General features: G+C 64.1%; 24 protein-coding genes and 1 tRNA gene. 13 read left to right on the top strand and 12 right to left on the bottom strand.

All coding sequences use genetic code 11. From position 1 onward, the window contains the following. Positions 1-1,218, top strand: coding sequence for a glycosyltransferase family 4 protein (locus P0592_RS03770; protein WP_276272935.1), 1,218 nt, complete (start codon positions 1-3; stop codon positions 1,216-1,218). 59 nt (positions 1,219-1,277) lie between these two features. On the opposite strand, the gene P0592_RS03765 is transcribed toward P0592_RS03770, so the two are convergent. The 4 genes from P0592_RS03765 to P0592_RS03750 form a co-directional block, all read right to left on the bottom strand. Beyond that, positions 1,278-2,240: an alkaline phosphatase family protein gene (locus P0592_RS03765; RefSeq protein WP_276272934.1), complete on the bottom strand. Its 963-nt coding sequence runs from the start codon at positions 2,238-2,240 to the stop codon at positions 1,278-1,280. 64 nt (positions 2,241-2,304) lie between these two features. Next, positions 2,305-2,985, bottom strand: a complete 681-nt coding sequence (locus P0592_RS03760) for an IS6 family transposase (RefSeq protein ID WP_276272933.1) — start codon at positions 2,983-2,985, stop codon at positions 2,305-2,307. Between the two features lie 359 nt (positions 2,986-3,344). Then, on the bottom strand, positions 3,345-3,980 hold the full coding sequence (locus tag P0592_RS03755; protein ID WP_276272932.1) for an IS6 family transposase: 636 nt from the start codon (positions 3,978-3,980) through the stop codon (positions 3,345-3,347). Between the two features lie 512 nt (positions 3,981-4,492). Then, positions 4,493-4,795 (bottom strand): hypothetical protein, encoded by a 303-nt coding sequence (locus tag P0592_RS03750; RefSeq protein ID WP_276272931.1) that lies wholly within the window; start codon positions 4,793-4,795, stop codon positions 4,493-4,495. 126 nt (positions 4,796-4,921) lie between these two features. On the opposite strand from P0592_RS03750, the gene P0592_RS03745 reads away from it, so the two are divergent. Beyond that, on the top strand, positions 4,922-5,128 hold the full coding sequence (locus P0592_RS03745; protein ID WP_276272930.1) for a hypothetical protein: 207 nt from the start codon (positions 4,922-4,924) through the stop codon (positions 5,126-5,128). Positions 5,129-5,621: 493 nt separating this feature from the next. On the opposite strand, the gene P0592_RS03740 is transcribed toward P0592_RS03745, so the two are convergent. Beyond that, a complete protein-coding gene (locus P0592_RS03740) occupies positions 5,622-7,394 on the bottom strand; it encodes an ABC transporter ATP-binding protein (protein ID WP_276272929.1) in 1,773 nt (590 codons plus the stop codon). A gap of 150 nt (positions 7,395-7,544) precedes the next feature. Between P0592_RS03740 and P0592_RS03735 the strand changes: the two genes are divergently transcribed. Beyond that, a complete protein-coding gene (locus P0592_RS03735; RefSeq protein ID WP_276272928.1) occupies positions 7,545-8,660 on the top strand; it encodes a glycosyltransferase in 1,116 nt (371 codons plus the stop codon). Between the two features lie 464 nt (positions 8,661-9,124). Here the strand turns inward: P0592_RS03735 and P0592_RS03730 are convergent, their stop codons facing one another. Genes P0592_RS03730 through P0592_RS03715 form a run of 4 tightly spaced genes read right to left on the bottom strand, consistent with a single transcriptional unit; the run spans position 9,125 to position 12,717 of the window. After that, entirely contained in the window at positions 9,125-10,105 is a 981-nt protein-coding gene (locus tag P0592_RS03730) for an NAD-dependent epimerase/dehydratase family protein (RefSeq protein WP_276272927.1), read from the bottom strand. Further along, a complete protein-coding gene (locus P0592_RS03725; RefSeq protein ID WP_276272926.1) occupies positions 10,098-11,033 on the bottom strand; it encodes an NAD-dependent epimerase/dehydratase family protein in 936 nt (311 codons plus the stop codon). The genes P0592_RS03730 and P0592_RS03725 overlap by 8 nt, the downstream gene beginning before the upstream one ends. Then, positions 11,030-12,211, bottom strand: a complete 1,182-nt coding sequence (locus P0592_RS03720; RefSeq protein ID WP_276272925.1) for an NAD-dependent epimerase/dehydratase family protein — start codon at positions 12,209-12,211, stop codon at positions 11,030-11,032. The genes P0592_RS03725 and P0592_RS03720 overlap by 4 nt, the downstream gene beginning before the upstream one ends. Positions 12,212-12,261: 50 nt before the next feature. Continuing rightward, on the bottom strand, positions 12,262-12,717 hold the full coding sequence (locus P0592_RS03715) for an NUDIX domain-containing protein (RefSeq protein ID WP_276272924.1): 456 nt from the start codon (positions 12,715-12,717) through the stop codon (positions 12,262-12,264). Between the two features lie 87 nt (positions 12,718-12,804). Here P0592_RS03715 and P0592_RS03710 point away from each other — a divergent pair. From P0592_RS03710 to P0592_RS03700, 3 genes are all read left to right on the top strand, one after another. Further along, positions 12,805-12,877 (top strand) — tRNA-Pro (locus P0592_RS03710). 253 nt (positions 12,878-13,130) lie between these two features. Continuing rightward, a complete protein-coding gene (locus tag P0592_RS03705) occupies positions 13,131-13,607 on the top strand; it encodes an Lrp/AsnC family transcriptional regulator (protein WP_276272923.1) in 477 nt (158 codons plus the stop codon). Then, positions 13,604-13,903 (top strand): HalOD1 output domain-containing protein, encoded by a 300-nt coding sequence (locus P0592_RS03700; RefSeq protein WP_276272922.1) that lies wholly within the window; start codon positions 13,604-13,606, stop codon positions 13,901-13,903. The genes P0592_RS03705 and P0592_RS03700 overlap by 4 nt, the downstream gene beginning before the upstream one ends. A gap of 222 nt (positions 13,904-14,125) precedes the next feature. Here the strand turns inward: P0592_RS03700 and P0592_RS03695 are convergent, their stop codons facing one another. Further along, the gene (locus P0592_RS03695; protein ID WP_276272921.1) at positions 14,126-17,287 is read right to left on the bottom strand and encodes a DUF7282 domain-containing protein; all 3,162 of its coding nucleotides are present in this window, start codon (positions 17,285-17,287) and stop codon (positions 14,126-14,128) included. 511 nt (positions 17,288-17,798) lie between these two features. Beyond that, positions 17,799-18,437: an IS6 family transposase gene (locus P0592_RS03690; protein ID WP_276272273.1), complete on the bottom strand. Its 639-nt coding sequence runs from the start codon at positions 18,435-18,437 to the stop codon at positions 17,799-17,801. A gap of 94 nt (positions 18,438-18,531) precedes the next feature. Here P0592_RS03690 and trmY point away from each other — a divergent pair, with 94 nt between their 5' ends. Together trmY and P0592_RS03680 are read left to right on the top strand one after the other, a co-directional pair. Further along, positions 18,532-19,152: a tRNA (pseudouridine(54)-N(1))-methyltransferase TrmY gene (gene trmY / locus P0592_RS03685; protein ID WP_276272920.1), complete on the top strand. Its 621-nt coding sequence runs from the start codon at positions 18,532-18,534 to the stop codon at positions 19,150-19,152. 89 nt (positions 19,153-19,241) lie between these two features. After that, positions 19,242-21,392 carry a hypothetical protein gene (locus P0592_RS03680; RefSeq protein ID WP_276272919.1) on the top strand — a complete coding sequence of 717 codons (2,151 nt, stop codon included), beginning with the start codon at positions 19,242-19,244 and terminating at the stop codon, positions 21,390-21,392. 88 nt (positions 21,393-21,480) lie between these two features. On the opposite strand, the gene P0592_RS03675 is transcribed toward P0592_RS03680, so the two are convergent. Then, positions 21,481-21,606 (bottom strand): hypothetical protein, encoded by a 126-nt coding sequence (locus P0592_RS03675; protein ID WP_276272918.1) that lies wholly within the window; start codon positions 21,604-21,606, stop codon positions 21,481-21,483. A gap of 83 nt (positions 21,607-21,689) precedes the next feature. Here P0592_RS03675 and P0592_RS03670 point away from each other — a divergent pair, with 83 nt between their 5' ends. From P0592_RS03670 to P0592_RS03650, 5 genes are all read left to right on the top strand, one after another. Next, positions 21,690-22,235 carry an NUDIX hydrolase gene (locus P0592_RS03670; RefSeq protein WP_276272917.1) on the top strand — a complete coding sequence of 182 codons (546 nt, stop codon included), beginning with the start codon at positions 21,690-21,692 and terminating at the stop codon, positions 22,233-22,235. A 65-nt stretch (positions 22,236-22,300) separates the two neighbouring features. Further along, positions 22,301-22,576 (top strand): hypothetical protein, encoded by a 276-nt coding sequence (locus P0592_RS03665; protein WP_276272916.1) that lies wholly within the window; start codon positions 22,301-22,303, stop codon positions 22,574-22,576. Beyond that, positions 22,573-23,004 carry a type II toxin-antitoxin system VapC family toxin gene (locus P0592_RS03660; protein WP_276272915.1) on the top strand — a complete coding sequence of 144 codons (432 nt, stop codon included), beginning with the start codon at positions 22,573-22,575 and terminating at the stop codon, positions 23,002-23,004. The genes P0592_RS03665 and P0592_RS03660 overlap by 4 nt, the downstream gene beginning before the upstream one ends. Before the next feature lie 43 nt (positions 23,005-23,047). After that, the gene (gene tgtA, locus P0592_RS03655; protein WP_276272914.1) at positions 23,048-24,520 is read left to right on the top strand and encodes a tRNA guanosine(15) transglycosylase TgtA; all 1,473 of its coding nucleotides are present in this window, start codon (positions 23,048-23,050) and stop codon (positions 24,518-24,520) included. Then, on the top strand, positions 24,517-24,915 hold the full coding sequence (locus P0592_RS03650) for an ACT domain-containing protein (RefSeq protein WP_276272913.1): 399 nt from the start codon (positions 24,517-24,519) through the stop codon (positions 24,913-24,915). The genes tgtA and P0592_RS03650 overlap by 4 nt, the downstream gene beginning before the upstream one ends. Positions 24,916-24,932 lie beyond the last annotated feature (17 nt).

Raw genomic sequence — 24,932 nt, 5'->3', positions numbered from 1 at the left:
ATGCGAAAGCCGAAAATACTACAGATCTCTCACCATACAGCGTATCCCCCGACTTCGGGAGGCGAACACAGGGTTCACGGATTATTGAGTGCTGATGGTCGATTCGATAAGACGAGGTGGGTTTTTCAACACTCACCGGACGGTGAGAAAGAGGGTATACATAAAAAACAAATCGGCGATGATTACACCGAACTAATATACTATTCCGGCCTGAGAAAGCGAGTCCATAATAACATCCACGAAAAAATAGCCAGAACTGATATAGATAACGATCTTATTGGGTTGTGTCTCGTTATTAATGAGTATCGGCTGCTAAAGCACATCTCTGACGACTCGAATTTAGACGACCTTATGAATAAAGCGGATATCATTCAGATAGAGTACCCCTGGTTGTTTCCATACTTCTTCCGAAATAAGAAAAATAAAACAAAAATCATATATTCCTCACATAACGATGAGGTCGAGTATCATAACTACCTTCCAGACTCGCTGCCTGGACGGTATATAAAATGGACAATAAAAAGGCGAGAGCGTGCAGCGGTAGAGAAAAGCGATGCCGTTGTCGTCGTATCGGAGCGTGATATCAGCCGATATCAAGATCGGGGCTGGAAGGTCGGGGAGCACGTTGTTTGCCGAAACGGTACACCTCGTGTGCCTAATTCTGCTGACCCATCTAATGGACTTAGAGTAGGGGATATTAATGATGCTTCCGTGGTTTGTATTTTCGTCGGAACGGATCATCAACCAAATCGCGTCGCTATTGACGAGATAATTTCCTTCGCTGGTGAACTCGCTAGCGATGATATTCATATTGAAATTCTTGGGAGCGTCTGTCAGAGGTACACTGATACGCCAGAGAACGTTCACCTCTGTGGATTTGTCGATGAGCTGGAACCGTACTTACTGGGAGCCGATATAGGTCTCAATCCGACAACGCTCGGTGGGGGGTCGAATATTAAACTCGCTGAGTATCTCGCGTATGGCTTGCCGGTTGTCTCTACCCCCTTTGGTTCCAGGGGGTTTGAGTCCGGAACAGATGATGTATTTCTAACCTCTGATATTGGCTCTTTCCCCGATGTGATTAAAGAGTTATCTTCCGATGCCGAACTAAGACGAGCCTTGGGCCAGCGAGCCCGAACGTTTGCAATCGAGAATCTACGATGGGATAATATATCTGAAAAGTTGTTTGATTATTACAACCAACAGTTCCTAGATTGAACCAGATTCTCATCCTAATCGAATCGCAACTACGACAATCGTTTCTGTGCGCAACTCTTTTATGATAGATATCCTAGATTTTTGAGTTTCGACTCAGTAGAGACCCGATCAAGATCTCCGTACCACGTCTTGGGTTCGTCGGAGTGTACCCTCCTCCTCTCGTCATTAATTACGAACCAAGGTACACGAACGAGTTCTCGGGTATAGATACCGGGGGGATGGCCCCACTCTCGGATCGGTATCGGTCGGGGACGCTCTCCGAACATATTCCCGTGGTCTGAGGAAATAACAGTCCGACCGTCCAACTCTTTGACTAACTCTTCCACATAAGGAATTGTGATTTCGAGTGTCTGTTGATATGCATTCCACAGTTTTTGCCGGGATATATTATACTTTCCAGTGAATACACGCTCCCAAAAGGGGTAGTGACGTTTTCCGGGAGGCCGTTCATCTACTTCGGTATCTGCACCGATAAATGGGAAATGCGGTTGCACGTAGTGTATTAGAAGACGCTTGTGAGGATATTCTGAAGCGGCTTTAATAGCTTCTCTTGTGACCGCTTCGGGATTTACTGTTCCTGAACTTTCGTTCCAACCGAACGCAAAAATCGGAATGACGTCGTGAAAATCTGGCTGTATCTGTTCACGCTGATGATGTATCTGGCCGTTGCCTGTAATATAAACCGTGTTATGCAGTGTCCGTCCGCGAACATTAGCTTTTAGCCATTCAACTGTGTTAGCTCCTCGTGATATTTTCTGGTTCAACTGCCCACGAGAATCCCACACCTCTTCAAATAAGTCCAGACGACAGGCGTCAAGAATTATAAGATTATCCCACTCTTCCTCGAAAATATCTACTCCCTGCCGATTGTATTCCCACATTCCAAACCGTGTATAGAATTTTCGGTTGATTGCTCGTGCGAACAGTCGCGGGTTCTGGATTTCTATTCGTTCACGTACGTGGCGGCACGCTGCTTTGGGGTTTCTAATCGCTTTTCGGACCGGCTTGTCGGGTAGATCCATCTATATTTGAGATTAGGCACTTGATAATATATTCTTCGTTGGAACCTGTCTTCTTGGGCACTGTCTAGTTCTGGACCTCCTCAGCAGGAGTGCGTCCATCTAACGCTTGATTCGGCCGATGTCGGTTGTAGTAGTGTCTGAAGCGTCTGAGCCAGCGTGTCGCGCTGGCCTGACTGCCCCGCCAGTACGAATGGAAGCGGGTGAGCCGCATTGCGAGGGTCTGAAACCATTTCTCGATGTAGTTTCGGTCGTGGTAGTCGAGCCACCCGCTCAAATCGTGACGAGAGAGGGCAGTCAGGTAGCCGCCAGCATCAACCAGAAACACCGTCTCGTCGACATCGTGTTTCTCGGTGAGGCGGTGGAGGAACGCCGCCGCAGGATCGGTGCCGCGGCGGCTGTAGACATCGACGTCCAGGAGCAGTTTTGAGTTGGTGTCGATCGCAGCGAACAGCCAGTGTTTCTCGCCATCGATCTCAATCTGTGTTTCGTCGACCGCGACAAACGTCGGCGAAATCCTTGGCGGGTCGCTCTGTGTCTCGGCCAGCGTCTCCTTCCAATTCCAAATCGCTTGATGGCAGCGATCGACACCCAGCCAGCCCAAAACAGCCTCGACTTCACGCAACGACAACCCCATTGAGTGAAGTCGAACCGCGAAACAGCGCACGGGTGTCGGCGTGCGCTCGTTCTCCCAAGCGTCTTGATTCTCTATCTCTAACTCCTCTTTGAGGAGGTTTGCGAGTTGCATGGACACTTCTCGCTACAACCTCCTCGCTCCTCAATCTCTCAACTAGACAGTGCCGGTATAAAACAGTTGACCATATCCGATATACGGCTGAGGTATATTCAGAAGGAGGCTCTTCAGAGCATTAAAAAGGGTATACCGAGAGTTACCCTCCGAAGGGCTGGTTATCCACCAACGATTCAACTCCGCAAGTTTAAGTAGTCAAATGAAGTTGCTGGACGACCCGTACTACCCTGAATATTGATATCAACGTAAATAAAAAAAAAAAGATTAGTTAGCAAGGCTGTATTTTCATTCTCAGTCCGCGGCTCTTGCCAACTACCGATGCCAATATGTTATGTGCCCACCCCGAACGGTAGTGTTTAGTTAGTAGCATTAAGCCATCGAGCGAAGCTCTGCAACCACGTTTCGGCTGTTTCTGGTTCGACGTGGCTGAAGCAGTTCGAGAACGACGAGGTTCGGCGCTTCAACTCTCGAAAAATCCGTTCGACGGCGTTCCGATTTCCGTGGTGACGTATCTGAAATCGGAGGCCAGCTCGTTGCAGTGCAGTTTGGAGGTGTTTCGCGCCGTCAACGAGAAATACGGTGGATTCGACATCGTGCTTTTGCCGAAGTTCGCGCAGGAAAATTTCCGTTAGAGCGGTCGTAGTTGTGGTAAAGAGGCGGACGTGAAGCAGGTCGTTCGACTGTGGATCGGCAGCAGCGTACAGCCAGAACTGCTGGTCGTTGATGCGAATCACTGTTTCGTCGAGCGCGATCTGAGTCGGCGATTTCCCCGATTCGGGCTGTAAATCGGCTTTCTGCACCCAATCGTGGATTGCTTTGCGACTGCGTTGGACACCCAGACAATCGAGTAATTCAACGGTATTCGACAGTGACAACCCCGCAACGTGGGATTGAATACCCAGCGCCATCGCTGGCTCGGGTGTCCGCTCGCGCTCCACAAAATCCAAATCAATCCACCCTCTACTACCACTGAGGCGGGCGATTTCTGCCATAGACCAGCAAGAAATTCTCCCGCCTCACTTTTCACGCTTAACTAAACACGGCCCCCCGAACAGGCCCTACCCTTATCGGTCTCACCCCACTCCTTTTCGTCGCATCAGTGTGGTATCTGGACGCTCACGCCGGCCCAGTAGACTGAGGCTGACCGCCCGCTTGTCAGGTTCAGATCCCCTCCGGAGACAGTCTGATCGTTGACTACGACCCCAACGACACCGAACAGTAGCGCTACAAGGAGGATGTCGCCTATCACGATGTCACAGTGATAGACGATCGCGGGGTACTGACAGCGATGATAACCGGTCACCAGAGTAACTATGAACCCTACCCGAGTCCGTGTCCCCGGACTGACTACCAAGTTACTGAACCCGATTCAGAACCCTACGTCGTCGGTAGTGGACTTTCCCGTTCGTATGAGACTCAACAGGGGAGTTCACGACGTGGAACTGCTACTTCCGCGCAACCTCGTCCTCGCTAAGACGCCGAAAAGATACTTCTCCTGAATAGTTCAACCGAGTGAATAGTCTGGCAGTGGAGCCCTTCCCAGTACTACGACGCACCCGTCGACCCGATCTGGATCGACCGGCTCTACATCAATAATGTTGACCACCTCGGAGGCGAACTCTTCCTCGTCAGTGTCCGCAACGCGAAACACCTGCTCGTTCTGAACTGGAGTCGTGGCGGCGTGGCCGATGCCGTCAACCAGAACCGCTCTCCATATCTCCTCAACCACCGGTACAACGCCCAGTGGCTCAGGTTCGGCGCGGTGAAGGTCGCCGACACCGAGAGCAACCGCGTCGTCGAACTTCATAACATCGACGGCCGCTGGCCCGTCGTCTGGAGCCCGGGCGGCCAGTGGGATCGGGTTCGTCTGGTCGCGGAACGTCGACTGACGCCCTAAGCGCACACGATACCCACCGACTCCCAAAACAACCACGTGGTCGTCGTCAGCGAGCAGGATAACACCGCCACCATTTATTTGACGCCGGCACTGCCCTATGGGGCTGACGACCCGGACATCAACGAGCCACCCGCCGGCCTACTGATGGAGCCCCAGACAGCCGATAGCGTCTTTCGAATTCGTTTTCTCCTCTTCGAGACACTATCTAGCGGCGTTCAGAAGATAATCAGCGTCTTATTCTGAGTCAGAGAGCTACAGGTCGTCAGTGTGTTCGTGAGCTTGGCCTAGTTCGGAGCGGTTCGGATGGCCAGTCCGCTACCCGCTCCCGCTGCCGACGTTGGTAACGCCTGTTCAGGCCCCGGTCCGATCAGGCACCGTTCCAGTCCGATGTCGGCCTTAGCTTGACGTTGCTCAACCTCGCACTGTTCGTGGACACGAGGCGCACCTCGCCGCTGACGACGGTTGGGGTCGTTGCGGGTAGTGTGCTGGCAACGAGCTATGATCTAATGGCCACCGCAGGGCACGTCCCAGCCTTACTGCGGCAGGGATGTTTGCTAATCACGCTCGTTGGTATGACACTCGAACCGCTTGATTGAGCGGGTATTCTCACTGGTGGCGGGGGCGTGCTGGCAACCGCGCTGCTGGGCTGGCTGCTCGCGTCCACTACTGTATCATCGTGCCGCGCTGGCTCCTCGGTTAGGTCCACTCCCGGACGTGAGTCCCCTTGCCCCCCTCATCACTGATACAAGGACGCGTACTGCCCCTCGCTGGCCAGCAGCTCCTCGTGCGTACCAGACTCGACGATGCGCCCGTCCTCCATCACGTGGATCCGGTCGGCACTGACGATGGTCGACAGCCGGTGGGCGACGACTAGTGTCGCGTAATCGCGGTCCATCTCCTCGATTGCCTTATGCACCTGCCGCTCCAGTCGGTTGTCGAGGTCGCTGGTCGCCTCGTCCAGCACGAGCAGATCGGCTTCTTTCAGGAGTGCCCGGGCGATGGCGACGCGCTGGCGCTGGCCGCCCGAGAGCCGGACGCCCTCGTCACCGAGTTTCGTGTCGTAGCCGTCGGGGAGGTCGTTGAGGAACTCCGTCACCCGAGCGATCTCGGCGACCCGCTCGACGTCCACTTGGTCGGCGTCGCGGTTGCCGACCGTGAGGTTGTACCGGAGACTATCGTCAAAGATATAGGGATCCTGGCGGACGATCGAGATACGGTCGCGCCACTCGTCGATTGGCGTTTCTCCGATCGGTACGCCGTCGGCAGTAATCCGGCCGGTGTCGGGTTCGTACAGTTGCGCGATCAGCGAGACGATGGTAGACTTGCCGGCCCCCGACGAGCCTGCGAACGCAACGAACTCGCCCCGCTCGACATCGAAAGAGATATTCTTGAGGATCTGTTCCTCGTCGTCGTAGCTGAACGAGATGTCCTCGAAGGCGATGTGCTCGATCGGTGCCGGGACCGATCGGTCGCCCCCGCGTTTTTCCCGGGTATCCTCCAGTTCGTCGAGGAATCGCTGGGTCCGGACGAGGTGCGGGAGCGTCCCCTCTAGATCGTAGATCCGGTCGTTGAGCATACTCACTCGGGGGCCGAGCCGAAACATAGCGAACAGGAAGACGCCGAGTTCGGCCAGCGACAGTGGTGTGAACACTAGCGCGACGTAGATCAGGCCGAAGACCGTCAGGGCGACGACGAACTGGTACGAGGCGTTGATCCCAGCCTGGTTGCGCCGGAGGGTGATTGCCGACTCGGCTCCGGTTGTCACGGCGTCCCGGAAGTCCTTGTACAGCTCCTCGCGGAGCCCGAACAGTCGGACATCGCGGACACCTTGGGTGCCCGCCTGAGCAGCCTCTTGGAGGCGCTCGTTTGCGTCGGCTACACGCTCGCCGACGTCGTAGCCGGATTCGATGACCGATCTGAGTCCGAACAAGAATACACCGAGGACGATTGCAGAGATGACCGTTAGCCGCGGTGCAAGCATCAAGGCGATGGTGAAGTACATCAGACAGAGCAGCGACTGCTCGACGATGTGGACCAGTTGTTCGATGGTCTGGCCGCCTTGGCCTGCCTGCGTGAGGATCGCGTTCAGGATCTCGTCGGAACCCTGGTCGTCGAAGTAGCTGATCCGGGCGTCCAGCGTCGCGTCGAACAACCGCGTCTGGAGGTGCTGGCTGTAGGTCGCTCGGAGGATAGCTCGCAGCCACCCAACGAGGAACCGAAAGAAGTACCGGAGAGCCATTACCACGCCGACGCCCGCGATGATGTACTCCAGCGTGACCGGGACGCCGGCGGCCTGATAAATGTCGATGAACACACCGGCGATACCGCCGACGTCCCTGCCCCCGCGTGCTGTCTGGATGATTGGGATCAGAAAGCCCAGCCCGATACCTTCGAAGACGGCGGCGACGAGACTCGTGAGTACGACCGCCGTGGCCAGGACTGGACGGAAGGTCGCTGTCCGGAAGAGCGCGCGGAGTTGCGTCCGCTGCCCGATATCCTCGTCGCTCATACTGGTCTTGCACACCCGTTTCCGTGCACCGATATATAATCACCGCAGTCGGCCCGGTCGCGTCGCCTTGCGGCCCGGACGGCTACCCGAAGCGTTTTGCCCCAGTCGCCACACCATATCGACTGTTCCATCCAGATGCGATTACTTCAGGTGAACAAACTCTACCCGCCGGTTATTGGCGGCGTTGAACACGTGGTCCGCCAGCTCGCCGAGGGGTTCGCCAAGCGCGGCCACGACGCCCGTGTCCTCGTCGCGACCGAACGCGGTCGGGGTGGCGTTGAGACGAGGGACGATGTCCGTGTGCGGCGGGTGAGTAGTCTCGGGACCGTGCTGTCAACGCCACTTGCGCCGACGTTCCCGATCCAGCTGGCCCGGGACGCAAGTTATGCCGACATCGTTCACTACCATCTCCCGAACCCCATAGGGGTGGTCAGCCACCTGCTCGTCCGTCCGGACGCGCCGACGGTCGTCACCTACCACAGCGACATCGTCCGCCAGTCACGAGCGCTGAAGGTGTACCAGCCGCTGCTGGAGCGAATGCTGGCTGATGTCGATCGTATTGTCACGACATCACCACGGCTGCGTGACTCTTCGCCGTTTCTCGCGCCTCACACCGACAAGACGACGATCGTCCCGTTGGGAATCGACCTTGACGCCGTCAACACCGACGGAAGCGACGCCGACGTAGAAGCTGACACCAACCTCCAACCCCGGACCGACCATCCCGTCGTCCTGACGGTCGGACGGCTCAACTATTACAAGGGCATCGAGTACTTCGTCCGTGCGGCCGCCGAAGTTGACGCCGAGGCGACGTTCCTCGTCGTCGGAGACGGACCACGACGGGATGCCCTCGAATCCCTCGCGCGGTCGCTGGGGGTCGACGACTGTGTCACCTTCACCGGTTGGGTCGACGACAAGACACTGGCGACCTGCTACTCGGCCGCCGATATCTTCGTATTCCCGTCGGTTGAGCGGAGCGAGGCGTTTGGCATTGTCCAGCTTGAGGCGATGGCCCGCAGTCTCCCCATCGTCAACACAGCCCTCCCGACCGGCGTGCCGTGGGTGAGTGAACACGGCGAGACAGGGCTGACTGTCCCACCGCGCGACGAATCGGCGCTCGCCGATGCCATCGAGAGACTGCTGTCAGATGATGACCTGCGGGCGGCGTTCGGAGCCCAGGCCCGCGAGCGTGTCTCGGAGACATTTACCGAGTCCCAGATGGTCGAGGAAACCCTGACCGTCTACCGGACACTCACGATTGGTTGAGTCGGAAATGTCATAACCGGCGGGATCCACCTCAGCTGACGGAGCATAATCTCTAGACCGAACCGGGACGGCTGCCACTCGATATCCGATCGGAGCGTCGCTTTCGGATCGAATCCGAGTGCGGTGTCGACCTGTGTGACCTCGGGCGACCTGGCTTCGGGGACCCCCTGACTCCACTGCTGCTCGCAGTTTCTCCCGGTGCCCTCGTTCAACATCGGCCGTTCCAACCGTTGATCGGCAACGCTTCTCTAGCAGCATCAAGTAGAATCGCGGAATCTTGCCGCGGTACTTCACCGGGGAATTGGTAGAGACGCGTCATTTAGGCCCCAAGACAGCTCCCCTAGAAAGCAGTAACGCAGGAATGTGAATGCTCACAAGAGAGTGGACTACGAGCGATCAGGCTCCCCTCGAGACGAGGGTGACAAACCGGTAGGGACGCTGCGGAAATCCACGATCGGTGACAGTCACTGGTCGCCAAGCAGTTCGCGAACGCTCTCCTCAACGCAGTGTTCAGTATCCCAGTCCAGTAGATCGGTAGCCCGACCGGTCTCGACACCGAACTCGCTGACGAGTGTCTCGTCATCCCCACGAGGGTTCTCAGTCAGTTCGATGTCGACATCGATACCGTGGTCGGCCGCGACCGACCGGACCAGCTCCGCGACTTCCATCACGCTCGGGTCCTCGTCGCTGGCGATCTCGAACTTCTCGACGCCGGTCTCGCCCGCCGCCAGCTGCTCGACCAGTCGCTCGGCGCTGTCGACGTACGCGCGGGCCACGTCCTTGACGTGGACGAAGTTCCGGGACTGGGTCCCGGGCTCGTACACCGTCAGCGTCTCGCCGGCCAGCGCGCGGCCGACGAAGAAGTTGATGACGGTCCCCTTCGAGACCGTCCGCCCGTCGACCTCGTGGCCGCCGTAGAGGTTCGAGATCATGAACTGGTGGGCGGGGAACGCGCCGGCGGCGAAGTCCTCGATGGCCCGCTCGCTCAGCAGCTTCGTCCGGCCGTACCAGTTCATCGGGTCCCGCGGGTGGTCGACGGTGATCGGGAACTCCTCGGGGTCGCCGATGACGGCCATCGAGAAGGGGAAGGCGAGCGCCGCGCCGGTCTTCCGGCAGAACCACGCGACGTTGTTGGTCCCCTCGACGTTGACCTCGTAGGCGAGGTCGGCCCGCTCCTCGCAGTCGTCGACGCCGGAGATGGCGGCGAGGTGGAGCACGGCATCCGCGCCGGACAGCGCGTCCTCCAGCCGGTCGCGGTTCCGGACGTCGACGTGTTGGACGTCGACGTCGCCGACCGACCGGACCTGTCCCAGGTAGAAGTTGTCCAGTGCGGTGAGCTCCCAGTCGGGGTGTTGTGCTTGCAGTTCGGCGAGGACGCGGCTGCCGATGTAGCCGGCCGCGCCCGTGACGGCGACGTGTGGCGTGTCGAGCTCTCGTTCAGGCATCGGTGAACCTCCGTGCGATGTCGCGGACCCCCTCGCGGAGGGTCGTCTCGGGCTCGAAACCCGTACTCTCCAGCCGGTCGAAGTTGACGTGATAGGACGGTCCGGGGTGTTCGTCCTCCAGGTAGGTGATGTCGACCGCGCCGACCTCCTCGTCGACGATCTCGGCGATCTCCGAGATGCGGTAGTTCCCGTCGCCGCTGCCGACGTTGTAGACCAGCTCGTCCCAGGCCTCGGGGTGGAGGGCGGCGTGTTCGTACGCCCGGGCGGCGTCGGAGACGTGGACGAACGGCCGCCAGTTCGAGCCGTCGCCGTAGACCGTCAGCGTGCGGCCGGTCAGCGCGCGGAACACGAAGTAGTTCACCACGAGGTTGAAGCGGACGCCAGGCGAGTAGCCGAAGTTCGTCGCCATCCGCAGGGCGGTCCCGTCCATCCCGAACTCCGCGCAGTAGTCGGCCAGCAGCGTCTCGGACTGGAGCTTCGTCTCGGCGTAGGGGTTGATGGGGTCGGGGTCGACCGTCTCGTCGATGTCCGTGCTGGTCGCGCGGCCGTAGACGTTACACGAGGAGGCGAAGACGACGGTCTCGACGCCGAGCTTGCCGGCGGCCTTCAGGACGTTCTCCGTGCCGTCGTAGTTGACGGCGAAGGTCTCCGCGCGGCGGTCGTGGGTGCTGTCGGCCCCGGTGATCGCGGCGAGGTGGATGACCGTGTCGACCCCGCGCATCGCGCTCTCGACGTCGCCGTACTCGCGGACGTCGCCCCGCCGGAACTCGAGGTTGTCGTCGACGGCACCCAGCAGGGCCCGCGGCGACCCCGAGGCGAGGCTGTCGAGGACGACGACCTCGCCCACCGCGTCGTCGCGCTGCAGGCGGGGGATCAGGTCGCTGCCGATGTAGCCACAGCCGCCCGTGACGAGGACGTCGGCCGTCATCCGTCGGTCTCGTCTTCCAGGACGCCCGGCAGGAACCGGTCCTCGTGGGCCTCGATGGTGTCGGCGTAGCGGGTCAGCGTCTCGAAGATGTCCCGGACGCCGGCCTCGAAGGTCTGGTCCTGCCCGCCGATGAGGTCGGCGTAGCGGTCGTTCTCGATCTCCATCTTGTGGGTCTCGTCCTCGTCGCGGGGGTTCTCGAAGTGCTCGACGGCGACGTCGAGCTCGAACTCGCTTCCCACGTCGGCGATGGTCTCGGCGATCTCGACGATGCTGATGGCGCGCGTGACCTGATTGTACACCGTCAGCCCGTCGGGCCGGTCGTCGGGGTCACCGAGGGCCAACTGGGCGAGCCCCTCGACGGCGTCCTCCAGCGAGACGAACGGCTTGCGCTGCTCGCCCTTGCCGTACACCGTCACGGGGTAGCCGGCGACGGCCTGGGCCGCGAAGCGATGCGCGACCGTGCCGAAGTAGTAGTCGAAGTCGAACCGCGTCTTGAGGCGGTCGTCGGCGCGGGTCTCCTCGGTCTCGGTGCCGTAGACGATGGCCGTCCGCACGTCCGAGATCGGGATGTCGAACTGCTGGTGGCCCAGGCGGAGGTTCGCGGCGTCGTGGGACTTGGTCAGGTGGTACCACGAGCCCGCCATCGCGGGGAAGGGGACGTCGTCGCGCTCGCCGTCGTTCTCCATCGTCGCGCCGCCCTCGGGGATGGGGAACTCCGGCGCGCCGTAGACGCCCGTCGTCGTCGTCTCGATCAGGTGCGTGTCGGTCATCCCGTTCTCCTCCAGCCCCCAGACGAGGTTGCGGGTGGCCTGCATGTTGTTGTGCTGCGTGAAGTTGGCCCGCTCGCCGTTGATCTGGGAGTACGGCGCGGAGGGTTGGGCGGCCGTGTGGACGACGGTGTGGGGCTCGTGGACCTGCAGGAGCTCGTCGACGAAGCTCCGCTCGGTGAGGTCGCCCTCGACGAACGAGAGGTTGTGGACCCCGTGTGTCTCCCCGGCGGCGGCGATGCGCTCCTCGGGGTCGGCGACGGGCGTGGCGCTGGTCGCGCCGACCTCCTCGACCCAGTCGCGGCGACCGAAGTTGTCCACCAGGAGCACGCGGTCGTCGGTTCGGTTCGCGATGCGCAGGGCGGTCGGCCACCCGAGGTAGCCGTCGCCGCCGGTGACGAGGACGCTCATAGTTACTCAGCTCGTGAGTAACTGTCCTCGGGTAAATATCTTCTGTCCCGTCACAGGTCGAACCGCTCGAAGTACTCCACGACGTACTCGTTGGCGTCGGCCGGCGGCTCGGTGACGACGCGGCTCTCGTCGTGTTGCTCGTCCAGCGTCACCGACTGGTCGCCAACCGGTTCCACCCAGTAGACGACGGGTATCGTGTGCCGCGAGTCGACGCCGTCGACGGACGCGGTGTCCCAGAAGTGTTCGCTGACGCCGAGGCGTTCGACCTCGACCGGGGCCAGTCCCAGCTCCTCTTCGGCGACCCGGTGGGCCGCGTCGTCCAGGCGTTCGCCCTTGTAGAGGCGGCTGCCGGGCCAGAACCACTCGCCTTTCGCGGGCTCGTTCTGCCGGCGCGTCAGCAGGACGCCGTCCCCGGACGCGACGACGAGGTCGACACAGGGCTGGGGCATGTTCTCCAGACAGGTCGCGAACGTCGCTTCCGGGAGTCGTTCGTCTCGGACCTCCATACGTCGCGGTCGGGGGCGGTCCCGCAAGCCCCTACCGATTCGCAACCGTTAAACCGCCCCTCCCCCTTGCTCCTGTTGCTATCGCACGGGCCGGTGGGGTAGCCTGGTATCCTTCGGCCTTCGGGTGGCCGTAACCGCGATTCGAATTCGCGCCGGCCCATTCTTCACTCGGTTCCGACCGGCGAGCGACGCTGATCCGTTCGTGGTCGCTCGCCGTTCCCCGATCAGCCCCGTCCCGCCGCAGTCCGCGACGAGCAGGGACGTCAAGGCCGATCGAGGGACGACTCGGCCGAGAGGGACAAATCGTTTATACGTTTGCGATATCCGCAGTCAGATAACGAAATACGAATGTATGACGAATATAGATCGTGTAGATTAGAAAAAATAAAATACGAACTCGTCGTTGGGTGGGTATGGACCTAGACGACATCGACAAGGGCATCCTCTTTCTCCTCCAGCGGGACGCCCGCGACCTCACGATACAGGAGATGGCCGAGCACGTCGACGTCTCCGCCAGCACGGTTCGAAACCGGATTGAACGGCTCGAGTCGGAGGGGGTCGTCCGCGGCTACCAACCGATCGTGGACTACGACCGGGCGGGGTTTCAGCTGTACGTCCAGATCATCTGTAGCGCGCCGAACCCACAGCGGGAGGAACTCGCCGAGGCGGCGCTCGACGTCGGCGGGGTCATCGCCGTGCGGGAGGTCCTGAACGGCCAGGAGAACATCCAGATCGAGGCCGTCGGGACGACGTCCGACGACGTCGCCCGGATCACGGACGAACTGACGCGGATCGGGCTCGACGTCGTGAACACGAAGATCATCAAGGAGAGCTACACCCAGCCGTTCAATCACTTCGGGTCGGGGATCGCCGACGGCGACGAGGGATGAGTGACTCCTCGGACGACGGGCCGCCGTCCGTCGAGTACGACCCCGAGGCGGAGTGTTACCGCGTCGAGACCGACTTCGACGCGCTCAAGCCGAGCGTGGTCGTGACCCGGACGGTCGGCATCGTGCGCGATCGGGACCCGACCGACCTGCCGTCGCTCGCGACCCACGTCGACGTGGCCGCGCTCAACGCGCTCCGCGGGGACGACTCCGTCGTGGTGTCGTTCGCGTACGACGGGACGCTGGTCCGGGTCGGGATGGCCGGTTGGGTCGAGGTCGAACCGGACGGTCCCGAGTGAGGTCCTCGCGTCCCGTCGCGGCGTTCCGTCACGCGGCCGACGCCGGGTCCGACTCACCACGCGGCCGATCTCTCGGACCGCGTCGGCTACCGGCCGGGCCTCCCAGCCACGGTGCGTCCGACGACCCGGTGTGACGACTCCGACCGGTCGTCGCTGGGCTCACCAGTGACTGCCGGTGCGCGCCGTCGAAAAAAATTCGTCGTCGGGAACGGGACGTGCCCGTCAGTCGTTCCGCCGAGCCGCGAGCAGCGCAGCCGCCAGCAGTGCGACCAGCGCGAGGACGGCCGTGAAGCCGGGGCCGCTCGCGTCGGTCGGTTCGGTGGTCGGCGGCTCCGTCGTCGGTTCGGTGGTCGGCGGCTCCGTCGTCGGTTCGGTGGTCGGCGGCTCCGTCGTCGGTTCGGTGGTCGGCGGCTCCGTCGTCGGTTCGGTGGTCGGCGGCTCCGTCGTCTCCGTCGTGTCGTCGATGACGGTGATCGCCGCGTCGTCCGTGACCGCCGAGCCGTTAGCCGTGTACGGACCGTCGTTGTCCGGGAAGTCGTAGGTCTCGTCGCCGTCGGTGTCGAGGTGCGGCATCGCCACCGCGGTGAAGTCCTCGCTCCGAGTGCTGTCCAGCGTGATCTCGACGTCCTCGTGGGTCCCGGACTCGAGGTACTCCGAGGCACCGATCACGTCGCCGCTGGCGTTGTTCAGGTGGATCGCGACGAAGCCACCCTCCGAGAGGGTGACGCTGTCGACCGTCACGGTCTCACCGTCGGACTCCTGGTCGGTGACGATCACCGAGGCGACGGGTCCCTGGACGACCCGGCCATCGATGGCGTCGCCGACGTCGTTCGCGCTGATCCGGGTCTGTGCGGTGAAGTTCGTCCCCAGACTGACGTCAGTGAACGACGTCGACGCCACGAACGTCCCGTCGGGCTGGACGATCGCGGTCGGCTGCTTGAGGAACGCCGTGTCGTCCTCGTCGTCCTCGACGCGGACGGTGACCTCGCTCCCGGGCGCGAGGTTGGTCGTGCCCGAGATGGTCTGGTTGTCCGCCGCGGAGACGGTGACGTCGTTGCCGCCGTTCAGCGTCGCGTCGCGGTCCTCGACACCGAACGTGTCGTTGACCGTGACGTTGTCCTCGCTGAGTTCGGAGTCGTCGTAGACCGTGAAGTTGGCGACGTACTCGTCACCGCTCTCGTGGTCGAACTCCTCGGTGACCGCGTCGCTGTCGAGGACCACGAAGTGCGTCTCGTTGGCGTCGTCGTAGACGACCGAGACGTCGTTGTCGTCGAGCGCGTCGACGTTGATGCCGCTGGAGACGGCGTTCGCCTCGTCCTCGACCTGCTCGACGGTCAGCGAGAACGGGTACGTGGCTCCGGACCGGGACAGGTACGCCGGCGTGGTGTCCGCGCCGGTGGCCGCCAGGACGCCCTCGAGTCCGGACGCCTCGACCTCGACCACGACCGCGTCGCTCTGTGCGACCGTCGAGGTCTGGGTGAGTTCGTCGGACGCGATGTAGCCGTAGACCTCGGAGGCGTTCGCCTCGTCGAGGTCGTCGAGGTCGTTCTCGGGTGCCGTCCAGACCCGCGCGGCCTCGGTCGACCGTTCCCGGAGGTTCAGCGTCGCGACGGCCTCCTCGGACTCGACGACGGAGGCGTCCTTGTCGCCCTGTTCGAGGAGGACGTCGTAGTCGCTGTCCTCGAGGACGTTGTCACCGAGCGGGTCGTTCGCACCCGTGAAGGTCCCGCCCTGCGAGACGTTCCTGATCTCGTCGTCGCTGTCGGCGACGGTCAGCACGGTCGTGCTCGGCGCGTCCGAACCACCGCTGTTGGGGACGCCGGCGGTGTAGCTGTTGAACTGGACGGTGACCCGGCCGTCGCCGTCGCCGTCCTCGATCTCCGCGGTGATGTTGTAGTTGTCGTTGGTGTAGTCACCGACCTGGATCGTCGCGGTGTCGGTGTTCTCCAGCTCGACGACGATCTCCGCCACGTCGCCGACCTCTTCCGTGTAGACGCTGTCGCGGAACGAGACGGACGCGTCGCCGGCCTCGACGACGCTGAACTCGTCGGAGGTCGTGTTGACGCCGGTGTTGACGTCCTCGACGGTGATCGTGTAGTTGCCGGCCTCGGCCTGTCCGAGGTCGGCCTCGACGTTCCCGTCGGCGTCGATCGACACCTCGACCTCCTCGACGACCTCGCCGTCCTCGTCGACGAGATCGAGGTCGACGGGCCGGTCGATGGCGTCGGACTCGACGGTCGCGGTGACGTTCTCGTCGGTCTGGAACGTCTCCTCGTCGGGGTCGACGCTCAGGCCGAGGTCGTTGAGCCGGAGGGTCCGGTTGGTCCCGGCGTCCGTGTTCTCGATGTCGTAGTCGCCGGCGTCCAGGGCGTCGGTGTCGAGCGCGTAGATCTGACTCCCGAAGCCGGTCGCACGGGTGATGTCGACGTCGCTGTTCCCGTCCTCGAGTCCCTCGATCTGGAACTCGTCGCCCTGCTGGCCCTCGAGCGCGACGAACGCGCCCTGGAAGGCCTCGTCGTTGACGCCGTCTGCCCCGTCGTTGCGGGTGTCGACGGTCGTCGGGGCGAAGGTGACGTCGACGGTCGTCTCGTCGAGGGCGTTCCCGGCGTCGTCCTCGTAGCCGGAGACGGTCACGTTCTCGACGTCGTTGATGGTCCCGCTCGCGCCGAGCACGAGCCGGCCGTTGTCGAGATTCGTGGCGCTACTGTCGATGTCGCCCTCGTCGAGGACGACGTTGCCGTCCTCGTCAAGGACCTCGATGGACGGATCGTCGGCGTTCACGCTCTCGGTGAACGCGATCTCGACGATCGCGCCCTCGGTGGAGTCGACGTAGTGGGTCGCCTTCCGGACGTCCGGAGCGCCCGCCTGGCTGGCCCCGGACTCCTCGATGGTGTAGGAGGAAACCTCGGTGTCGAGGTCGTCGCCACCGGTGTCGTCGACGTCGACGCGGAGCTCCGTCGAGGTGTCTCCCTCGACCGCCGGGTAGGCGACGTCGAGGTCACCGAGGGTGATGGTGTTCTCGTAACCGGTCCCCTCGTCGCCCTGGAGGGTGAACGTCAGGTTACCGTTCTGGACGTTCTGGTTCGAGGCGCTCACGGGGTTGCCGTTCACCGTGCTCACGCCCTGGATCTCGCCCTCCGTCAGGTAGAGCGTGACCTCGACGGACTGGTCGCTGCTGTCGCCGTTCAGCCCTTCGAGGTCGAACTGGACGTTGCTGTGCGTGACTGTACTGTCTTCGCTCACCGGCGTGTCGGAAACGGAGACGTTCCCGACGCCGGTCGCCGCAGCGGCACTCCCGGCGAACGCGACGGTCCCTCCGACGACGGAGCAGACCATCAGCGCTGTCAGGAACAGGCTGCGGATTTTGTCGCTTGTCTCTGTCATAGTTTGTATCGGGGACGGCACCAGCGACTTTCAGCGGGAGACGGCCACCGTGACTGCGTGGAGGGGCTCGCAGCTGCCTGACCGGCGTGACGCCGGTGTCGACCTGGTCCGTGTGGAGGGGAGCAGGGACCACGCCTGCACGGGGACTGGCTCCAGCGTACTCGTTGCTGGCACCTTGGGCAGGGGTACACCTCGTCGTAGCCGCGGGGTATATATATGCTTTCTGTAGGGTTCAACGTAGGTCTTAGTAGCTACCGATAGAAACAAACGCGACGCTGGTGCCGAGCCCGTCTCACGCCGGCAAAACGACGGCACGTCGTGGAGAGCACGCAGGCGGACAGCCCGGCCTACCCATGGCGCTGAGAACTGGCTGTCGCTTCGCGTCGCCTGCGTCTTGTGGAGGGCGGTCAGGTCAGCGGGGACCTGATGCCCGCCTGAGTGTGGGAGGGGGAGGGAAAGAGTCGTTGCGGTAGCTTCAATCGACGTTTGAGCGCCCCGCGGGAGCGTCGTGTTAACTTTGGCATCGGTTCCACCAGACGGCGAATGCTTCGAGCCAAGATTCTGCTGTCGCCGGCTCGACGTTGCTAAACGTATTTGAGAACGAGGATGTTCGTCGTTTTACCTCACGAAAGACACGTTCGACGCTATTCCGATTTCCGTGGCGACGAATATGAAATCGGAGTCCAAACCGCGACAGTGCAGCTTGGAGATGGTCGGCGTCATCGATGAGAAACACCGCATCGTCGATGGCGTGTTTCTCGCGGAGTTCACGCAGAAACACGTGTGTTAGACCTGAGTTTGTCGTTGGAAACAGCCGTACGTGGAGGAACTCGTTGGTCTTGGGATCGACAGCGGCGTACAGCCAGTAGCGCTCGGTTCCGAGCTGAATTACAGTCTCATCGACCGCGATGTAATTCGACGATCTCGTGCCGGTTGGCTGTAGATCAGCCTTCTGCACCCAGTTGTGGATCGCCGTTCGACTGCGTTTGACACCCAACCTCTCAAGATACTGTTTGGTATTCGAAAGCGATAGACCAGCCAGATGCAACTGAATACCCACTTCAACGATCCCCTCCGGTGTCCGCTCTCGCTCCATAAAATCCAAATCGATCCAGTCGCTATCACCGGTGAGGCGGTCGATTTCGGGCATAGAACATTCGAAACACCGACCGCCTCATCCTTATCTTAACACGACGCCGCGGGAGCGCCGACGCACATAAGTACGGGACCCCGCTCTTGCTCGTATGCGCCAGTTCGTCGTCGTCGGCCACGACGCCCCCACCACCGACGAGTTCTCGCTGGACGACCTCGCGGGCGGCGCGGGCCGACTCGACGTGCTCTGCCGGTGTGTCAACAGCGCCTTCTTCCTGAGCCACGCGATCCGCGAGGACGTGCGGTGTCACCTCGTCCTGGCCGACGAGTACACGGTCACCTTCGAGGGGAGCGACCTCCGTCGGCTGAACCCGGACGAGCGGTCGACGGCCGCGCTGATCCGGAACGCGCTCGCCGAGCGGGCGGAGGCGATCGGCCACGTCCCCGTCGAGACGTCGCCCGGCGTCTCGCTCACCCGGCGGGGATTCGCGGGCACGCTCGACGCCGTCGCGCGCGAGGGGACCGTCGTCCAACTCCACGAGGACGGCGACCCGGCCACCGCCGTCGACCCGCCTGCCGATCCGGTGTTCGTCCTCTCGGACCACCACGACTTCACCGCGGCGGAGACCGACCTGCTCGCCGACGCCGCCGACCGTCGCCTCTCGCTGGGGCCGCGCGCGCTCCACGCCGACCACGCCATCACCGTGGCCCACAGCTACCTCGACACCGACGGGTTCAGGACGGGCGACGCGTCGGAGGAGTCGTGCCCGTAGCCGCCCGAAGACATTTCTCCCGGGCCACACACCATCGGGGTATGACCTCGATGGACCGGGACGACCGCGGCGGTGGAGGCTGAGCGGCGATGACCGACGAGCCACTCGACCGGCGAGCGGTGCTCGGGGCACTGGCCGGGGCCGGCGCGGCCAGCGTGGCGGGCTGTTCGATCCTGGGGAGCGACGCCAGCGAGGGCGACGGGACGGCCACACCGGTCGACGACGGACGGGCCCGCGAACTGGCCGAGCGGTTCGCGCCGACGCTGTACTTCGACACCGCCGAGCGGTGGTTCCCGACGGACCCCCGACCCTACACCAGCCAGCGGGACGGCGAGACGATCGTCGACGGGTTCGACGCGCTGAACGGCTACCACGAGCGGTTCTCGGGCGACCAGCCCCCCGAGCCGACGGTGTTCTACCGGGCGCTCGCCTACGAGGACTCCCCGCTGTCGGTCGTCCAGTTCTGGTTCTACTCGGCGTTCGACCAGTTCACGACGAACTTCCACTGGCACGACTGGGAGGTGCTGCACGTCTTCGTCGACACGGAGACCGGCGAGCCACGGCTCCACGTCGCCAGCTCGCACTCCCGGAAGGTCCCCAACAACGAGTTCCTCGACCCGGACCCCGAGCGGACGCCGCGCATCCTCTCGGAACTGGGGTCACACTCCAGCGCGCTGTCGATCAACGAGATCCCGGACCAGTTCACGCGGCTGGCCGAGGGCGACCTGCTCGCCGACATCACCAACAACCCGATCGAGACGCTGGCGGACGTGGCGACGATCCCGTTCGCCTACGGCCTGCCGCGCGACGAGGGGGCGGCGCTGCCCTACGTGATCCCGGAGTACGAGGGCGAGCCACTCTACGAGCACGACCGGCTCCCGGCGGTCGAGCGGTCGGACCTCGTCCCGCCCGAGCTGACGGTGCGGTCGTTCGACGCGCTGTCGTCGCCGCCGTCCGCGCTGCCGACCCGGGAGAACGGGCTCGTGTTCCAGCACGCCGACCGCGAGGGCGGCGCGGAGGCCGACATCGAGTACGACCTGGTCCCGACCGCAGAGATCGAGGACATCGCGGACTTCACCGGGCCGCAGCTGAGCTTCGAGTTCGCCGTCCCGGAGGCGGCCGAGGACGCCGTCGCGAGCCACATCACGACCACCGGTGCGCCGTGGAACCAGTCCCGCTACGACAACCCCGCGGCCGACATCACGGAACCGAACCACCGGGCGGCGCTGGCGGACAGCTACGACGCCATCGCCGCCCCGCCGGAGGTCAACACCGTCGTCGCGAGCCTCGCCGAGACGGTGCCCGATCCGGCAGCGCCCGAGGACGCGGGCGTCACGACCGAACAGTCCGGCGTCGAGGGCGTCGCGCTGCTGGAGAGCGACCCCGAGGCCGTCCCGACGTTCCGGGGCGTCGCCGCCGTCCGGGACGTGCCCGCCGGCGACCACCGGCTGACGGTCAACCGCGCCGGAACCGCGCCCTACAGCGAGACCGTCCGAGTGGGCGACGAGAGCGGCCCGGAGACGGCCACCGGCGACGGGACCGCGACCGAGGGCGGGACGGCCGGCGACAGCGGCACGGCCGGCGGCGGCCGGACGCTGGCCGGCGTCGACGGGCGGGTCCCGCTCGTGGCCAACGAGCGCGCCCGGAAGCTCACCGTCGAGGCGGGCGCGGCCGACAGCGACCTCACCGGGCTGGCCGTCGAGGACGACTTCGGGGGCCGACTGTACGAGGTGCCGCCGGCCGACAGCGAGACGCTGTACGTCCACGACGGCGGCGCGTACACGACCGCGGTCCGGGACAGCGACGACGCGGTCGGGGCCTACCGCGTGAACCCGGACCCGGCCGCCGACGGGGCGGTCCGCATCGACGACCCCTCGACGGGGAAGGCCTCCATCGCGACGTTTCTCGTCGCCGTCGCCCGCGAGACCCAGACCGACGTCGCGGCGTTCCTCGACGCCGCCGAGGGGCTGCGGGGGCGGGCCAACGCCGTCAGGGGACTCTCGCAGGCGCTCGGGGCCGTCGTCGACGCGGCCGAGCGCGCCGCCGAGCGGGCGCGCGCCGGCGACGCCGCGGGGGCCGACCAGCAGCTCGCGACCGTCGCGGATCGCCTCCGGCGGATCGCGACGCTCATCGAGCGGGCGAGCGACGCGCTCGGCGACCCGCTGACCGCCGCGGCCCGGAACCGGCTGGAGCAGGCACAGCGCCGCACCGAACAGGGCCGCGAGATGGAGAAACTCTAGGTCGGACGGCCGGCTCGGCGGTCCCGCGGGGTCGCGGCGGCCGGCAGCGCCGTTGCGATGGGGTGTCCGGGGACTCCCGACCGGCGGGTCACGAGCCGAGCCAGCGGGCGGCCGCGCCCGCCAGGAGGACCAGTGCACCGGCGACGAACGTGCCGGGGATCGGGAGGACGAACAGCGCCGCGCCGAACAGGATGACGATGGTGGAGACGCGCATCGGGGACGGGAGTTCGCCGCCGAGCCTGGTACGTCTTGTGCCTGCACCGTCACCGGTATGCCGCCGCCGACCCCAGGGTGCGTATGTCCGACGAACTCGCGTGGGAGACCCTCGCGGCCGACACCGCCTACACCTGTCCGGGGTTCGACGTCGTCCACGAGGACGTCCGCCTGCCCGACGGCACCGAGACGGACTTCGACTTCCTCCGTGAGGGCGACAGCGTCGTCGTCCTCCCGCTGACCGGCGACGGCGACGTGGTCGTCATCGAGGAGTGGCGACAGGCGGTCAAGCGGGTCAACCGCGCGCTCCCCGCGGGCTCCGTCGAGGCCGGCGACCCCGCGCCGCGGGCCGCCGTCGACCGGGAACTCCGCGAGGAGACGGGCTACGAGGCCGACACCGTCACACACCTCTACACGGCCGAACCGGCCAACGGCTACGCCGACTCGACGTTCCACTACTTCCTCGCGGAGGGGTGTACCCGGAACGGGGGGCAGGACCTCGACTTCGACGAGTCCATCAGCGTCACCACCACGTCCTTCGAGGACCTGCTCGACGCGGTCCGGTCGGGCGACCTGCGGGACGGCCGCTCCGCAGTCGGCGTGATGTACTACGCGCTGTTCGAGCGGTGACGACGCGCCGTTCGAGCGACGGCGGCGACCAACACTTATCCAGTAGCGAACGCTACTACGTAGTGATGTCGACACCGGTCAAGATCGACGAGGAGGCCAAAGACCGCCTCGAGCGGTTGCAGGCCGAGATCAAACTGGAGACCGGTCGGAAGGTCACCCAGCAGGAACTGCTCTCGCGACTCATCGACGACGCCTACGCCGACTGCGAGGCGGTCGTCGACTCGTTCCGGGAGACGAGCGTTCCGCTGACCGATGCAGAGAAAGAGGCGATGCGTCGCGGCCGGTTCAGTTCCGGCGTCGAGACCGACGAAGAGGACATCGACGACATCCTCTACGGATGACCGTCCTCGTCGATACGGGCGTTCTGTACGCGGATCACGACATCGACGCGTCGAGACACGACACCGCCAGGGGTGCGCTCGACGCCGTGTACGACGGCGAGCTCGGACACCCGTTCGTCAGCGAGTACGTGTACGACGAGGCTGTCACCCTGACACTCAAGCGCGGTGGGTCCCACGACTCGGCGAGACGGTTGGGAGAGCGGGTACGCGGTGTCGGCTCGTATCCCGATACCTACGAGATACTCCACGTCTCGCCGCAACTCTTCGCCGATGCGGTCGACGTGTTCGACCGACACGACGACCGGAGCCTGAGTTTCACAGACGCGACGCTGGTCGCACAGGCTCGCGAACACGACGTCGACACGGTCCTCAGTTTCGACGACGACTTCGACGGCCTCGTCGACCGGACCGACCCGGGCGACCTGTAGTCGGGAACACAACGCTTAGGCGCGGTCCCCGCCGACGACGCCTATGACGAACTTCGAGGTCCGCACGTACGACGCGGCGGGCCGCCTCGGCGAACTCGAGGTCCCGCGGGCCGGCGTCACCGTCGAGACGCCGACGATCCTGCCGGTGGTCAACCCCCACGTCGAGACGGTCGCGCCGGCGACGCTCGAAGCCGAGTTCGGTGCGGAGATCCTCATCACGAACAGCTACATCCTCCACGGTTCCGACGACCTCCGGGAGCCGGCCGTACAGCGGGGGCTGCACGACCTGCTCGACTTCTCGGGGGCCATCATGACCGACTCCGGTTCCTTCCAGCTCGCCGAGTACGGCGAGATCGACGTGACGACCGAGGAGATCCTGGAGTTCCAGCGCGAGATCGGCAGCGACATCGGGACGCCCGTCGACGTGCCGACGCCGCCGGACGTCGACCGCGAGCGGGCCGAGGCGGAACTGGCGACGACGCGGGAGCGCCTCGACCGGGCGACCGAGGTCGACACCGGGGAGATGCTCGTCAGCGCCCCGGTCCAGGGGTCGACGTACCCGGACCTCCGGGAACGGGCCGGCCGCGAGGCGAAGGCCACGGGGCTGGACGTCTTCCCGCTTGGCGCGGTCGTCCCGCTGATGAACGAGTACCGCTACGCCGACCTCGTGGACGTGGTCAGCGCCTGCAAGCGCGGCCTCGGCGAGGTCGGGCCGGTCCACCTGTTCGGGGCCGGCCACCCGATGATGTTCGCGCTGGCGGCGGCGCTGGGCTGTGACCTGTTCGACTCCGCCGCCTACGCGCTGTACGCCCGCGACGACCGCTACCTGACGGTCCGGGGCACCGAACAGGTCGACGACCTCGACTACTTCCCCTGCGAGTGCCCGGTGTGTGCCGAGCACGCGCCCGCCGACCTGCGGGCCCGCGACGAGCGCCCGCGCGAGGAGCTGCTGGCCCGGCACAACCTCCACGTCACCTACGGCGAGATCCGGCGGGTCCGACAGGCCATCCGCTCTGGGAGCCTGCTGGAACTGGTCGACGCCCGGGCGCGAGGTCACCCCGCGATGCTGGACGGCTACCGGACGCTCCTGGACCACGCCGGGCAACTGGAGCGGACCGACCGCGTCTCGAAGGACACCTTCTTCCACGTCTCCGCGGAGAGCGCCCGCCGGCCGGAGGTGGTGCGCCACCACGAGCGGCTCGACCGCTTCGCCGTCGAGGCCGACACCGTCCTGCTGACCGAGGGCGGGAGCGACGACCGCTACGACGAGTCCTGGGGGGTCAAGCCGCCGTTCGGCCCGTATCCCAAGGAGATCGCCGACACGTACCCCCTGACCGCGTCGACGCCGGAGCGCCTCTCCCGCGAGGCCCACGAGGCGGCCGCCGACGGCGTGGCCCGACTCGTCGAACTCCACCCGGACACCGAGTTCACGCTGGCCCACGACGACTGGCCCGACGCGGCGCTCGCCCGGGTCCCCGACCGGGTGACGGTCCGGGACCTCCACACGGGGGCGTGAGCCGCGTGGACGCCGCCGACTACCTCGACGGCGCGACCGTGTGGGTCGCGGCCCCGACCTACGCCGTCTGCCGGACCGACGACCCGCCGGCCGACGCCTTCGCGGTCGTCCGCGACGAGTCGGAGACCACCGCCGTCGTCCCGGAGTCGCACCCGGCCGTCGCCGCGGCCGAGGCCGCGACCGGCGGCTGGCGGCGGCTCACGTTCGACCTGGAGCTCCCCTTCGATCTCGTGGGGTTCCTCGCGGCCGTCGCGTCGGCGCTTTCCGAGGCCGACGTGGCCGTCTTCGTCGTCTCGGCGTACTCGACGGACCACGTCCTCGTCGACGAGGCGGACCTCGACGCCGCGCTCGCGGAACTCGACGGGCTGGGGTGTGCGGTGCCGGATCGACCGTAGGGGTCGCCGCGGCCCGC

The sequence above is a fragment of the Haloarcula litorea genome, assembly GCF_029338195.1.
Classification (GTDB): domain Archaea; phylum Halobacteriota; class Halobacteria; order Halobacteriales; family Haloarculaceae; genus Haloarcula; species Haloarcula litorea.
Note: the sequence above shows the minus strand (reverse complement) of the source record. Positions and strands in the feature narration are given on the sequence as shown.